Source organism: Rhizobium johnstonii 3841 (assembly GCF_000009265.1).
Classification (GTDB): domain Bacteria; phylum Pseudomonadota; class Alphaproteobacteria; order Rhizobiales; family Rhizobiaceae; genus Rhizobium; species Rhizobium acaciae.
This window is the reverse complement of sequence record NC_008382.1, coordinates 83,428-96,988: the sequence shown is the minus strand read 5'-3', so window position 1 is coordinate 96,988 and position 13,561 is coordinate 83,428. Positions and strand designations below refer to the sequence as shown.

The following is a 13,561-nucleotide window of genomic DNA, read 5'->3' as shown; positions in this document are numbered from 1 at the left end:
AGCCTCACTGCACGACCTCTACGATTTGCGTCTGCCGCGCGGCATCGGCGAATGGCCCGAACACCAGCGCATTGGCCTGTGTACTGCGCCAGATCTTCATTCGACGCTGCACGGTGGTCCGAATGAGGCCGTCGGGATACACGCCGGGGTATTTGACCTGCAAGCGTTCAAGCAACTCTCGCGAAGTTCGCCAAGGCTCCGCCTCGAACCAATCCTCGAGTTCGGCAGTGACGGCGAGTAGAGGATCGGGCCTCCGCCGCTCTCGCTTGGCCGCTGGCTTGGAGCGGGCAGTCGGTTTCACTTCACCACCACGCCAAGCAATCCGTAAGCCAGACAGAAAGTCTTCGAGCGGTAATGCCTCGCCGTCGGTGGCAGGCGGACCATCAGGCTTGTCAGTAATTTCGACCAATCTCTCTTGTGCCAGGCGTATGTCGCGGAGCAGCCGAACCGGATCGAGCGTCAGGTACATCGCCTTGAGCCGAAGGCATGTATCCTCCGGCGTGCGTGCGTCGTCAAGCAGCCGCTGATAGGGCGTGGCGGGACGATGATAGCGCTTGATCACCTTGGCTCCGTCACGGTGCTTTTCTTTCAGCTTGAATGATGGCTGAAAGAAATTCACGAACAACCGTGGTCTCGTCCATCGAGGTCCGGAATTCCTGGAAGATCCAGTGGACCAGATCCTTGCGCCGCCACCGAACGACACCGTCGATAGCCGGGATCGGACCACGCTCTACAATCTTGGCCAAGGCCTGGCGCTGATCATCATTCAGCTTGAGCCGATTGCCAGGAGCCTTGCCGTTGAGGAGCCCGGCAAACGCGTGTTCATTGAAACGAACGACCCAGTCGCGAACAATCTGCAAGGTCACGCCCCCGATCCGGGCCGCATCTGTACGCGAGCCGCCGTCATAAATTTCCGCCAACGCCAAAAGCCGCCGCGCTTGAGCGGCATCCTTGGTCCCTTTCGCGAACTGCCGCAGAGCAGGACCATCAAAATCATCGCGCAATGCAATCGCCGAACCCATTGCAAACCTCCCGTTTGCTCAATGGATTCAGATTTTCACCGATTCGGGAATCCCAAGAGAGTCGCACTCTGCGCTCGCTGGTATTACTACCGCTTGCGCCAACTCGGGCGCCACCGAGCCGATCATGGTCAGGCGTGCGCCAGCAATCTCGATCTCAATCCGACCTGCGGCGAAGTGGGCGGGCTCCGACGGCAAGCTCTCGGGCGACGTTCGATCGCCAACCACGGTCACCGGCACGAACATCGCCCGCTGCGCGCAGATCTTGGCCGAGCAACAGCCGAGATGTTCACATCAGGTTCCGCGCGCTTTCTGCAAGGATGCGCGCCTTCTCCTCGTCAGTCGAATTCCGCCGCTGGCGACGACCGGTGATCACCTCGATCCGACGATATTTTCCCTCATGCATGGCTTCATGTATGCCTTCATCCATGACTTCAAGCATGGCATCAGCGCGATCTCCAACCATCCCGTTCTGCTCCTATCGGTGAAGGAGCTTATCTCGCGGCCTCGATCACAAAAGGAAAGGTGGGCTGTTCGTAGCGCTCACGGTTGTACTGCTCGAATATCAGCCCGGTCGTGGGCAGGTGCATCCGCAGACTTTCCTTGGTGACTATCGCGGCATCCTGATGAGCGACGGCTATCAGGGCTGGCGCACCCTGAAGGGCGCAACGCATGTCAGGTGTATGGCTCACGCCAGGCGACGCTTCGTCAACGCCTTCAAGGCCGGGAAGAAACAAAGCCGCCCGCCCGCGCAGGCATTGAAGTTCTTCGACCAGCTCTATCGGATTGAAAGGCAGGATGCCGATCGACAACAATTTATTGGAACGCGATATCAGAGTTTTTACCACAGGAAGGAAGAGCTGGCTATTTTGCGACACGGTCGACGGGGCCAAGGCAAGCGCCGTCATCTACAGCCTTATGCTGACCTGTCGCGCCTGTGGCGTCGAGCCATTCACCTGGTTGCGACACGTCTTTACCGAAGCGCCGCAGCGTCCGGAGGGCGCCAATATCGACGATCTGCTCCCATTTAACTTGACCTTGCCCCCAAGTTTTATCCAGTTTTGAGTTCGCTCCAGCGGTTTTTGGTTGCTGTTGTTGGTTCGGTAGCGGCGGGTTGCGGTGCGGAGCCATTTCGGCTGCGCAGCACCGCATCACGTCGCGGGTTGAGTGTCTGAGCGAATTCGGCCGGTGTCAGCCAGCCAAGGCCTGAATGAGGGCGTTGATCGTTGTAATCGCTACGCCAGTTTGAAAGCGCAGACCGGGCGTGAGCAAGCGACGAGAACAGAGTTTCATTCAAGAACTCGTCTCGCAGCCGCCCGTTGAAGCTTTCGATAAAAGCGTTCTGGATAGGCCTGCCAGGCGCAATGTAATGCCAGTCAACCTTGGTCCGGTCCGCCCATTGCAGGATCGCGTTGCTGGTGAACTCGCTGCCGTTGTCGCTGACGATCATCCTCGGCTTGCCGCGCTCCTCGATAATCCGGTCAAGCTCCCGTGCGACGCGAAGACCGGAAAGCGATGTATCGGCGACGAGCGCCAGGCACTCCCTCGTGCAATCATCGACGACGGTCAGAATCCGCAATCTGCGCCCATCGGTGAACTGATCCGACACGAAGTCCAGCGACCAACGATCATTGGCCACCATCGGCACCAGCATCGGCGCTCGCGTGCCTATCGCTCGCTTGCGACCGCCGCGCTTGCGCACCGTCAGTTTCTCCTCCCGATAGAGCCGGAAGAGCCTCTTGTGGTTCACGAGGTGACCCTCCCGCCGGAGCAGCACATGAATGCGCCGATATCCGAAGCGGCGACGTTCATGCGCCAACGCCTTCATTCGCTCGCGAAGCTCATGATCATTGTCGCGCCTGGTCTCGTAACGGACCGTCATTCGGCAAAAACCAATGGCTTTACACGCCCGCCGTTCGCTCATCTCATGATGGCTCATCAGATGCGCGACAGCGTTCCGCTTGGCCGCGGGCGTCACCACTTCTTTCCCAAAAGGTCTTTCAAGGCAGCATTGTCGAGCATCGCATCCGCCAGAAGCCGTTTCAGCTTCGTGTTCTCGTCCTCAAGCGTCTTCAGCCGCTTGGCCTCGGACACCTCCATGCCGCCGAACTTGGCCTTCCATTTATAGATGCTAGCATCGCTGACGCCATGCTTGCGGCAAAGCTCCGAGACCGGCGTGCCTGCCTCGTGCTCCTTCAATATGCCGATGATCTGTTCGTCCGTGAAACGATTGCGCTTCATCCTCTGGTCCTCTCAATGGGCCAGAGCTTACTTCAAAATGGATTATTTCAACGGGGCAAGGTCAAACTTCGCCAAATCCACGGCCGCATAAGCCGCTGCGGGCGTCACAATCCAATGCGTCAACGCGCAGCAAAATGAGCGCTTACCGTCCATCATGGCTGCGATCATCGACATCGACTATCGGGTTTTCCAGTCAAGGTGCGAGTGGCACGCCGCTACTCTTCAACGAACGCGATGTTGCGAAGGTGTTGTATCGCCATATCGATGATGCCTGCACAACAATACATTTTCCGTAGCCGTTTTCGGGCTACCCGTTCGCTGGCCTATTAATGCGGCGCGCCCTGAAGCTTATCGCCCCCCGTATGAGCGTTCTCTGCCTCTCGAGGAAGACGCCAGTTCCACTCGTGCGTTACTGGGGGCCGTGAGGCGGTCCAGTAAAGCCTGTCGGTCGGCGACGAGGGTGTCGAGGTGCAGCGGCGGGCTCCCGGGCCGTTCTCCTTCAGCCAATCGCGCGGCCAGCGCCCTGGTGGCGTCCACGACAAATACCCCGCAATCGTAGCTGTTGTCCTGCTGGGCCATCCGCACTCGATCCAAGCGGGCGCCCAGACGTGCTGCCAGCCCTTGTGCGATGGCGCCGTTCAGGGTGCCAGAGGAGTCGTAATGATAGGCGACCGGCGGGCGCCCGCGTAGATCGACAAGAAGCAGCGACCAGTGGGTTCCCCCCGGGCCAGTCCCGGCATTGTTGACCGGAAGGAACACGAAGCTGGCCGTGCCGCCCCCGAAGTCGGCCCTGCCGCCATCGATGATGTCGTGGAAAATGGCGGCCGCATCGGCCGGGTTCGGAGCCATGCGCAAGAAATGGGCCACCGCCGGCGCCACCAACCGGGTCCGGGCGGCGATGTCGGGACTGGCCCTGTGCAACGCCTTGCCAAGCAGTGTGAAATCGGCCGCGATCTGCTCGTCTTCGAGCCAGAGAGGGATTGGCGCGCTCCCGACCCGCAGGTTGTCACCAATATGTTCAGCATCAAAAACCGTATGTGTGACTGATTGGTACCCCGCCTGGTGCGCGTAGAAAGTGCCAGGACCTGACCTCCGTCGGTTCCCCGTTCCAAAAGCAGCTCTCCTGGTGTCGATGGGCGACAACTCACTGACATCCGCCAGATCGGAGTCGGTTAAATCGGGAAAGTCCTTAGGGCTTGCTTGCGATGACCTCTGCGCCGACGCCGAATGCTCACCCTGCATGCCGCCAAGCGCTGCATCGTTGGCCAATCCCGCGCCTGAAGGGGGGTCCTTTTTCTCAAACGCCTCATTCAATCTGGTCCCATGCAAATTGGGTGCAGCATTGGAGCGAGATCTGGACAGCGCATCGATTGTTGCATCGATTCCTGCCAGCTCGTCCTCTGTAAAATCGGGGAAGTCGTAGAATGTTGGTTCTGACGGACTCAGCGCCGACGCCGAATGCTCGCCCTGCAAGCCGCCAAGCGCTGCATCGTTGGCCAATCCCGCGCCTGAAGGGGGGTCCTTTTTCTCAAACGCCTCATTCAATCTGGTCCCATGCAAATTGGGTGCAGCATTGGAGCGAGATCTGGACAGCGCATCGATTGTTGCATCGATTCCTGCCAGCTCGTCCTCTGTAAAATCGGGGAAGTCGTAGAATGTTGGTTCTGACGGACTCAGCGCCGACGCCGAATGCTCGCCCTGCAAGCCGCCAAGCGCTGCATCGTTGGCCATTCCCGCGCCTGTATTCCGCTTGGAAAACGGGGACACATCGACCAAAAGTTTTGGTAGCAGCAATTTAGCCGCATCAGACACCTGTTGCGGCGATTGATTTACCAGGCTAGCATAATCTGTCCTCTTCCGCTTCACAATGGATGACCGTGGTGGCTCCTGATGGGGAGTGCCCCAGGTTGTATCCTCTTGAGGAGCAAAGGTCGAATCCGATGGTCCTGTTCTAGCAATTGCAGACTTTCCGAGAAACGCCTCTTGTAATATTTTATGGCTTGATGTGATCCTCTCAAGGATATGACTGCTGTAGCAGTACGGCTCACCGAGATTTGCCACTATAAAGTCTTCATCTTGCTTAACATTTCGGACGAACATCTCGGCAATATTTCGCTGATCGTCAGCCGGAATTTTGTATGGATCAAAATCCACTTGATTGTTAAGCGCCAGGCCTATTTCCGCCTTGTAAGATTTTATTGGCAGGTTAGCGCAAGGTAGATGTCGAGCGAACCTATCGCTCTGTTCGAGCTTGTTCCAGATATTCTGAATCTCGTCCCGGTGAGTTTTTCCCAATGGCCTATTACGGGCAATCATAAGTGCCTGCATGACGCCCTGCATCTTCATCGGTCCAGTGAGATCGTTGGCTTGATTATTTTCAAAGATTGTTTCGCCGCTTCGACGAATGATTGCTATTCGATCAAAAGATTCGTAACAAACGGCCGTAGCCGCTATGAATGCCCAAACGGAATAACTAAGATCGTGCGACTTAGCATCTGGAGAGGTGATAGGGGCGATGGAGTCTCGTGACAGCCAGCGGTCATAACGATCATGCATGGCGGTAAAACTAGTGATTCTATCTGTGGCCACGATATTTAGCTCTGTCTTGTAGCCAATGTGACGAGCCCTCTCGAGAAGGATGTAATTAGGAGTATCGCGCGTCTCCAATATGATATTCGATCGATGCCGTATCGCATACTCAATCAATTGATCGCGCCAGTTCAAAACGACGAAGCGATTTATTTCCTCGACTACATGAGATCCCCGGATTCGAGCGCGGTGGTTGTCGGGAAGAAAAGACCTGAGTTCGTTCTCGCTTACCACTTGAGTGTATTCGGGATCATATTTATTCAGTAACTGCCTAATTGCGGAGGTTTTACCCGCTGCCGGTTGTCCGCCTACAACAAGAAAGATGGGATTCTGCAGCCCTCCATTTTCGACTGCCATGCTACCTAAGATTTCACGTTTAAATACTTCGTTCGCTTTCGTTGGATTCAATTTCCTCTTTTTTGCCAGGAACTTATTAAGAGCTTCGACCGATTCCTGTGTTTCCATTTTCGGTTTCCTCGTACCAATCTGCGATGGTTTAAAGTTAGCGCCACATTGCCATCGATACCGACGGGCGGATCTTATGGTCAATCTCACCACCGCTGACATCTCTGTCAATCAGCACTGACATTGACTCCCAACATTCCATGCTTAAACATGGGACTAAACAATTTAGGGCCCGTTGAGATTCAGGGTTTCATCGATAGAGGCATCATGATTCAAGCTCCTTTTGAGGAGTTTGAAGATGATTCGGACTATCTTGACGGACGCCCAGTGGGAGAGGATGGCTCCCCATTGCCTTGGCAAGGATACCGACCCCGGTCGCAGCGGCGGTGACAACCGCTTGTTTCTGGAGGCGGTTCTTTGGAAAGCCCGCACCAACAGCCCCTGGCGGGATTTACCGGATGAGTTCGGCCAATGGAACACGATCTTCAAGCGCTTCGACGACTGGTCGAGGAAGGGCGTGTTCGAGCGGATATTCGAAGCTGTGTCGGATGATCCAGACATGGAATATGCGATGATCGACGCGACGATCGTTCCGGTCCATCGTCACGGACACGGCGCAAAAGGGGGACTCAAAATCAGGCGATCGGAAAATCGAAAGGCGGTTGGACGACCAAAATCCTTGCCCTGACCGATGCCCTCGGCAACCTCGTGCGTTTTCACCTCTTGCCCGGCCAGCGTTACGATACAATCGGCGTCGCTCAGCTAATCGATGGCATCGATTTCGACACGATCCTTGCCGATAAGGCCTTCGACGCCAACTGGATCATCGAGGAGATGAACAAACGCGGGACAAAGATCGTCATCTCGCAGCGCCCGAAACGCAAACATCCCATCCAGATCGACAGGGAAGTCTATAAATGGCGGCATCTGATCGAGAACTTCTTCTGCAAGCTCAAAGAGTTCAAAGCTATCGCCACGCGAAGCGACAACCGCCTGTACAATCAGCCATGCCTCGAAATGCCTGCCTTTGAAATCATCCTTCGACTGGCGCTTCAGCTTTTCGGCTATGGCATTCAGAATCATCGGTTCGCTCCGCAACTTTCGGAGCGGCAAATTCTCTGCGGATGGTCAACATAGGGTTAAGCGGAAAAATTTGCGACAGGCCCCTTGATCTGTCTTTTGCCGATGCAGAAGATGAAGCCGTTCGACGATACGCTCGTTCAACGCCAGCAGTTCGGTCTCATCGAGCGTGTCGATATCGATGTCGGTCATGGCACGGCTCCACCCTAAAACGGCAGTCTTCTTCAAGGACGATCCCGATTATGATAGAAGCTGGTCAGCGACACAATTGCCTGACAAACCGGCATCGCCACCAAATCTGCCCCACGTACCCCGAATTTGGTAACTGGAGCAGATCTGGTGGCAGGGGGGATTGAACGAAGCCGCTATCGCGGCATTTGGAGCGCGGGATTGCATGATGCGCTTCTGATTTGAAGGATTGGGCTGTTTTAGCCCGACCTTTGAACAGGAGATGACGATGACAGAGATAAGCCCGCTACGCCGGCGCATGATCGATGACATGACGATCCGCAATCTTTCGCCAGCGACGCAACGATCGTATTTGCATGCGGTGACGAAGTTCTCGCGCTATTTCGGGCGATCGCCAGACCGTCTTGGACTGGAAGACGTGCGCGCGTTTCAGGTGCATCTGGTCTCATCGGGCCTATCATGGCCGGCCTTGAACCAGACAGTTTGTGCCCTGCGGTTCTTCTTTGGCGTCACGCTTGGTCATGGCGAGATACCGGAGCGCATTGCTTATGCCCGGACACCCGCCAAGCTTCCGACGATCCTAAACGGCGACGAGATCGTGCGGTTTCTGGAAGCGGTTCCGAGCCTGAGGACCCGCACCGCATTGACGACAGCTTATGCGGCGGGGCTGCGCGCCTCGGAAGCTGTCCATCTCAAGGTCCGCGACATTGATGGCGAGCGCGGCATCATCCGCGTCGAGCATGGCAAGGGCGGAAAGGATCGCAACGTCATGCTGTCAGCGCAGTTGCTCGCGATCCTGCGGGTCTATTGGCGGCTGGCGAGACCCGAGGTCTGGCTGTTTCCGGGCCGGGACGAGACCAAGCCCATTGACGTCCAGGTTCTGTATTCTGCCTGCCGTTCGGCGTGCACTGCTGCCGGCATCGACAAAAGGGTGACGGTACATACGCTGCGTCACAGCTTTGCCACCCATCTTCTGGAAAGCGGAACCGACATCCGCATCATTCAGGTTTTGCTCGGCCACAACAATCTGTCCACCACGGCACGCTACACGAAGGTTTCCAATACGCTGATCCGCAGCACGACCAGCCCGCTCGACCGGCTGACGCTAGAGGTGGTGCCGCCAGGCTGAGCATAGCTTCGCTATGGCGGCGGGACTGCAGGTGGCGGACATTTTTCGCCGCCACGGGGAAAGATATCGCCAAACACACGACGCTCATCTCGGGCGTGTCGAACGCCGGGTCATGAGTGCGGTCGAGATGTGCCGGACCGCTCGCCTGGGCGGGCATGTCCAGCAATGTCAGGACTGCGCGGCGTTCCGCATCGCCTATAATTCCTGCCGCAACCGGCATTGCCCGAAGTGCCAGGGACAGGCGAGCCGTGACTGGCTTGCTGCCCGGCAGGCCGACCTTCTGCCGGTCGGCTATTTCCACGTGGTTTTCACCCTACCGCAGCAGATCGCCGCAATCGCCTTCCAGAACAAAAATGCCGTTTACACGATCCTCTTTCGCGCTGTCGCCGAGACGCTGCGCAGGCTTGCTGCCGATCCCAAGCATCTGGGTGCAGAGATTGGCTTCATCGCGGTGTTGCACTCCTGGGGCCAGACGCTCCATTATCACCCGCATATCCATTGCATCGTGCCGGGCGGCGGATTGTCGGCCGACCAGTCCCGCTGGGTTGCCTGCCGGGCAAACTTCTTCCTGCCCGTGCGGGTTCTGTCACGCCTGTTCCGGCGGCTGTTTCTCGAAGAGCTGAAGCAGGCCTACGACCTGGGCCAGCTTCGGTTCTTTGGCGATATCGCCGGCCTGGCCGATCCGGCCGCGTTCAATCGCATCGTCAAAGAAGCGCGGCGTGTCGACTGGGTGGTCTACGCCAAGCCGCCATTTGCCGGACCCGAACAGGTGCTGGCCTATCTCGGGCGCTATACCCATCGCATTGCCATCTCCAATTCCCGCCTCGTCAGCATCGATGGCGATCGCGTCACATTCCGATGGAAGGATTATCGAACGGGCGGCAGGCAAAAGGTAATGACGCTTGATGCCCACGAGTTCATCCGCCGTTTCCTGCTTCACATCGTTCCGGACGGCTTCCACCGCATTCGTCACTTCGGCTTGCTTGCCAATGGCCATCGGCAACTGAAGCTGGATCTGTGCCGAAGCCTGCTCGACGTCCCGCCGCCGGAACACCCGGTCGAAGAACCGGACGCAAAGCCACCACCCTTGGCGCATCGCTGTCCCTGTTGTGGCGGAGCCATGACAATCATCGGCGCATGGACCCCGCTCCAGCCGGTACGCCGGCCAGCATGGAAAGACAGTTCATGATCATATCACGCGCAGCATCATTGCAACGATCAGCGTCGGCATGCCGGGAGCCGCGAGGCGAGTGTTTTGGCCAATGCGTGCCTGAGCGACGTAAACCGCCACAGAACCAAGGGGTCGGCCGATGCAAACCAGCCGACAGGAGCGTCAAAGACACCGCATACCGGCAAGAATCTCCTTCCAGACCTGTCCAGGTGCTCCGGCAAGGCTCGATTCTGCCAAACGCCATCCACCGCTTCGACTAAATCCCCATAGCGCCAAACAACCCGCGCCTTCGCTCAATCCGGCTTCAATGAGGTCCGATCAGTGAATGCCGCACGCATAGCGAACGGACCTCACAGAACCCTCCAGATTCCGATTTTTTGTGAATCATGATTCACTTCCTTTATGACGAAGCGCCGCCTCCCCATGGCCGAGCATGCCGATACGCTGTCGCTGAAGGCGCTGCGCGAGCTCGTGACTGGTCTGGTGGCGCGGGCCGATCGGGCAGAGATCCGGATTGAGGCGCTCGAGGCTGACAACCGAAAGCTTCGAGAAGAAAACGATCAGCTGAGGATCGAGAACACGCGGCTGAAGGTCGACAACCAGCTTCTGCGCGACGAGATTGCGCGACTTAAAAACCTGCCGCCACGCCCACCGTTCAGACCCTCGGGTATGGACCAGGCAACGAGCGACAAGACGGTTGCCGGCAGCCGAAAGCCTGCGCGGCGTCGCGGGCCGAAGGGCGACACGGGGAGCGCCACGCGCGAAGAGGTGCTGCCTGCCAGAGCCCCACCTGGATCGCGGTTTAAAGGCTACAAGGATTGCGTGGTCCGGGATCTGGTTGTGCGGGCCGAAGTGGTGCGCTATCGCCGCGAATGCTGGGTGACACCGGAAGGACGCACGATCATTGCGCCGCTGCCAGCAGGGATAAAGGGCGGCTACGGCGCCAGTCTGCGTCGCTTCTGCCTGATGCTTCATAGCCATGGGCAGGTCACAACGCAGCGATTGACGACCTTGCTGAACGATGTCGGTGTCGAGATTTCCAAACGCCAGGTCATCCGGTTTTTGACAGAGCGGCTGGACGGCTTTCATGCCGAGGATGCCGCCGTGCTGCATGCCGGCCTGGTCTCGGCTCCCTTTGTCACCGTCGACGACACAGGTGCCCGTCATGCCAACCGCAATTTCCATACGACACAGATCGGTGGCGAACATTTCACCGCCTTCCGCACGACGCCGTCGAAGTCGCGGCTGAACTTTCTGGCCCTGCTGCGCGGCAACTATCAGGACTATGTTCTCAATGATGCCGCCTTCACCTTTCTGGAAACCCGTCAGGTGGACCCCGCCCTTCTGGCGCATTTGAAGACATGTGAACCGCGGCGGTTTGCCAATCAGGTTCCGTTTCTAGAGTATCTGGCCGCCAATGGTATCAACATCTTCGACAAGGAAATAATCCGCCCGTTTGCCGAGGCCGGCATCTGGGGCGCCATCCGCCATCACGGTCTGGTCGGCAATGCGGTGATCGTGTCCGACGATGCCGGACAATTCCGTGTCGGCACCCATGCGCTGTGCTGGGTCCACGCAGAGCGTTTGCTGCACAAGCTTATGCCGGCGACGCCCGGCCAAGTGAAACACGTCGAAACCCTGCGCGAGCTTGTCTGGCACTTTTACAAGGCCCTGAAAGCCTTTCAGCGAAGACCTGATCCCCGTGCAGCCCGGGGCCTTCAGGCCCGGTTCGATCGGATTTTTTCGCTGCGCACCGGTTATGGCGACCTCGACAAACTGCTGTTTCGCCTGGGTCGCCGTAAGGCCGAACTGCTGCGGGTTCTGGAGCGGCCTGAAACCCCGCTCCATACCAATGCGTCGGAAAGAGATCTGCGCGGACTTGTCATCAAGCGAAAGATTTCCGGCGGCACGGTCAGTCGCAACGGTCGGCAGGCGCGTGACAGCATGCTCGGCCTGATGAAGACCTGCCAAAAGCTCGGCCTGTCGTTCTGGCACTATCTCGGCGATCGGCTGGGGATCGGTGACGAAGATCATCTTGTGGCACCCCTCGCCTCGATGGTTGCAGCACGCGCCTGAACGCTCTCGGCCTTTGCGCACGAGCACCCTGCGCTGCGTCAGACATGCTGATTGTGTCGGCATGGCCACCAAATCAGCCCCGCTTACCGAATTTGACCATTGTTTCCGTCGGATCGCGGCAGTTAGGCCATTGAATTATAGGCTACTAGAGCGCATAACGGTATTTAACGAGACCTTTGCTTCCGCAACCAACCATGAACCACAGCCGGCCTTCTCACCATCGATAAGTACTGGTTATCGATGGTTATTGATCTCGAGGCGCAAATCACCGTGTCAGCCATCCTAGATGACCGGAAACGCTTTGTTTTCCGGCCTTTCGAGGAGATTTCGGCTAGGTTCGGGGGAAACGTCTCTGCTCTGCAGACCACTCAGAGCAGCCCTGCCCTGCCGATGAGCGCAGAATTCTCCATCGTCTTTACACTCAAACGGGTTTTCCTGGCCCTCCCCTCCTCCGATCTCCTTATTTTCAGGCATTTCCGCCGCAGATGGCCAACAGAGCGCGTTTCATGTTGGTTACGACCGGATGCTCGTCCGATGCGGTTTTTCGAGTCTGGTGGGGCTGCATTTGGATCATAAAACACGCTTGCAACTGGTCATTTTCTCACGCATCCCTTATCTGTACAATGTACCGGAGAATGCTCGAGAAAATCATGGCAAAGCGGCAAGCCATCAACACATCGCCAGCGCCGAAGCGCCTTATCGGCTATGCACGCGTTTCGACTGACGACCAGGTCCATGACGCTCAGATGGACGAGTTGCGTGCCGCCGGCTGCGAGCGGATTTTTCAGGAGCACGGTTCGGGCGCATCGCGGGCGCGCCCGGTTCTGACGAGACTGCTCGGCGAGCTCGCAGACGGCGACGTGCTGGTCGTCGTCCGGTTGGATCGCCTCGCCCGATCGGTCAGCCATCTTCTGCAAGTGATCGAAGATCTCGAAGAGCGTGGTGTCCATTTTCGGTCGATCCGTGATCCGATCGATACCTCCACGCCACAGGGCATGTTTTCCCTCCAGGTTCTCGGCGCGGTCGCGCAGCTCGAGAGAGCGCTGATCGCCGAACGCACCAAAGCTGGCATCAAGGCGGCCAAGGCGCGCGGCAAACTTCCCGGAAACCCCGGCCTGCGAGAACGGCGACCGGAGGCGATCAAAGCGGTGTCGCAAGCACGCGAGAAACTCTATCTCGATGAACTCATCGCGTCGGCGCAGACGTGGCTGCCGTTGGTGCGGCAACTCAGGCCCCAGCACAGCTGGGACAATGTGGTTCGGGTGCTCAATCGTCGCGGCCACGATTGGACCGTCGAGCGCCTTCGCCGCGCGGTTCATCGCATGGTCCGCGAGAAGCTTGCTGAGAAGGAGCTCCTTGCCCGGTCCCCCCGTCGCGCGCCGGAGGACCACCTGATGAAGCTTGTGGCGGCTATCGCCATTGCTGACCCCGATTTATCGCTTCGCGATATTGGCGCTCAATTGGACCAGATGGGAGAACGTCCAGCGCGAGGCGGCAAGAAGTGGCAGCCCTCCTCCGTCCGCGACCTCTTGGACGAAGCGTACCGGTTTGGACTTATCCCCCGCTGAGGGCACGGTTCATCAGGCGACCGATGGCACGGTTCTTTTTCCTGCCGGTGTTCGATGGCATGTCCTTCCAAGCTAGGCTTTGAGGAGGTCCAGC

9 protein-coding genes and 4 pseudogenes are annotated in these 13,561 nt (G+C 57.9%); 6 read left to right on the top strand and 7 right to left on the bottom strand.

Translation table 11 applies throughout. The features are described from left to right. Positions 1 to 4: 4 nt before the first annotated feature. The 3 genes and pseudogenes from RL_RS24875 to RL_RS40700 all read right to left on the bottom strand — a co-directional run. Positions 5 to 628, bottom strand: a pseudogene (locus tag RL_RS24875) (transposase); the annotation flags it as partial. Next, on the bottom strand, positions 573 to 1,022 hold the full coding sequence (locus RL_RS24870) for a helix-turn-helix domain-containing protein (protein WP_122330888.1): 450 nt from the start codon (positions 1,020 to 1,022) through the stop codon (positions 573 to 575). The gene RL_RS24870 and the pseudogene RL_RS24875, both read right to left, overlap by 56 nt. Before the next feature lie 286 nt (positions 1,023 to 1,308). Continuing rightward, positions 1,309 to 1,485 carry a hypothetical protein gene (locus RL_RS40700; protein ID WP_011654586.1) on the bottom strand — a complete coding sequence of 59 codons (177 nt, stop codon included), beginning with the start codon at positions 1,483 to 1,485 and terminating at the stop codon, positions 1,309 to 1,311. 82 nt (positions 1,486 to 1,567) lie between these two features. Between RL_RS40700 and RL_RS38020 the strand changes: the two are divergent. Next, positions 1,568 to 2,084, top strand: a pseudogene (locus RL_RS38020) (transposase); the annotation flags it as partial. Here RL_RS38020 and RL_RS24850 read toward each other — a convergent pair. Together RL_RS24850 and RL_RS36960 are read right to left on the bottom strand one after the other, a co-directional pair. Then, positions 2,071 to 3,260, bottom strand: a protein-coding gene (locus tag RL_RS24850) for an IS3-like element ISRle4 family transposase (protein ID WP_122330883.1) whose coding sequence is annotated in 2 segments (ribosomal slippage) — positions 2,071 to 3,011 and positions 3,011 to 3,260 — 1,191 coding nt in all. Because the reading frame shifts where the segments join, the coding sequence is not laid out codon by codon here. The pseudogene RL_RS38020 and the gene RL_RS24850 overlap by 14 nt on opposite strands. Before the next feature lie 348 nt (positions 3,261 to 3,608). Beyond that, positions 3,609 to 6,314: a zeta toxin family protein gene (locus RL_RS36960; protein WP_011654584.1), complete on the bottom strand. Its 2,706-nt coding sequence runs from the start codon at positions 6,312 to 6,314 to the stop codon at positions 3,609 to 3,611. Between the two features lie 238 nt (positions 6,315 to 6,552). Between RL_RS36960 and RL_RS38015 the strand changes: the two are divergent. After that, positions 6,553 to 7,241, top strand: a pseudogene (locus RL_RS38015) (IS5 family transposase); the annotation flags it as partial. On the opposite strand, the pseudogene RL_RS39305 reads toward RL_RS38015, so the two are convergent. Together RL_RS39305 and RL_RS39900 are read right to left on the bottom strand one after the other, a co-directional pair. Then, positions 7,242 to 7,337 (bottom strand): annotated as a pseudogene (locus tag RL_RS39305) (IS6 family transposase); the annotation flags it as partial. 45 nt (positions 7,338 to 7,382) lie between these two features. Then, entirely contained in the window at positions 7,383 to 7,526 is a 144-nt protein-coding gene (locus tag RL_RS39900; RefSeq protein WP_157865235.1) for a hypothetical protein, read from the bottom strand. Between the two features lie 265 nt (positions 7,527 to 7,791). Here RL_RS39900 and RL_RS24825 point away from each other — a divergent pair, with 265 nt between their 5' ends. From RL_RS24825 to RL_RS24810, 4 genes are all read left to right on the top strand, one after another. Next, positions 7,792 to 8,652 carry a tyrosine-type recombinase/integrase gene (locus RL_RS24825; protein WP_011654197.1) on the top strand — a complete coding sequence of 287 codons (861 nt, stop codon included), beginning with the start codon at positions 7,792 to 7,794 and terminating at the stop codon, positions 8,650 to 8,652. 13 nt (positions 8,653 to 8,665) lie between these two features. Continuing rightward, a complete protein-coding gene (locus RL_RS24820; protein WP_011654196.1) occupies positions 8,666 to 9,841 on the top strand; it encodes an IS91 family transposase in 1,176 nt (391 codons plus the stop codon). Positions 9,842 to 10,225: 384 nt separating this feature from the next. Continuing rightward, positions 10,226 to 11,899 carry an IS66 family transposase gene (locus RL_RS24815; RefSeq protein WP_011654579.1) on the top strand — a complete coding sequence of 558 codons (1,674 nt, stop codon included), beginning with the start codon at positions 10,226 to 10,228 and terminating at the stop codon, positions 11,897 to 11,899. A 650-nt stretch (positions 11,900 to 12,549) separates the two neighbouring features. After that, entirely contained in the window at positions 12,550 to 13,467 is a 918-nt protein-coding gene (locus tag RL_RS24810) for a recombinase family protein (protein ID WP_011654577.1), read from the top strand. The last annotated feature ends 94 nt before the right edge of the window (positions 13,468 to 13,561 follow it).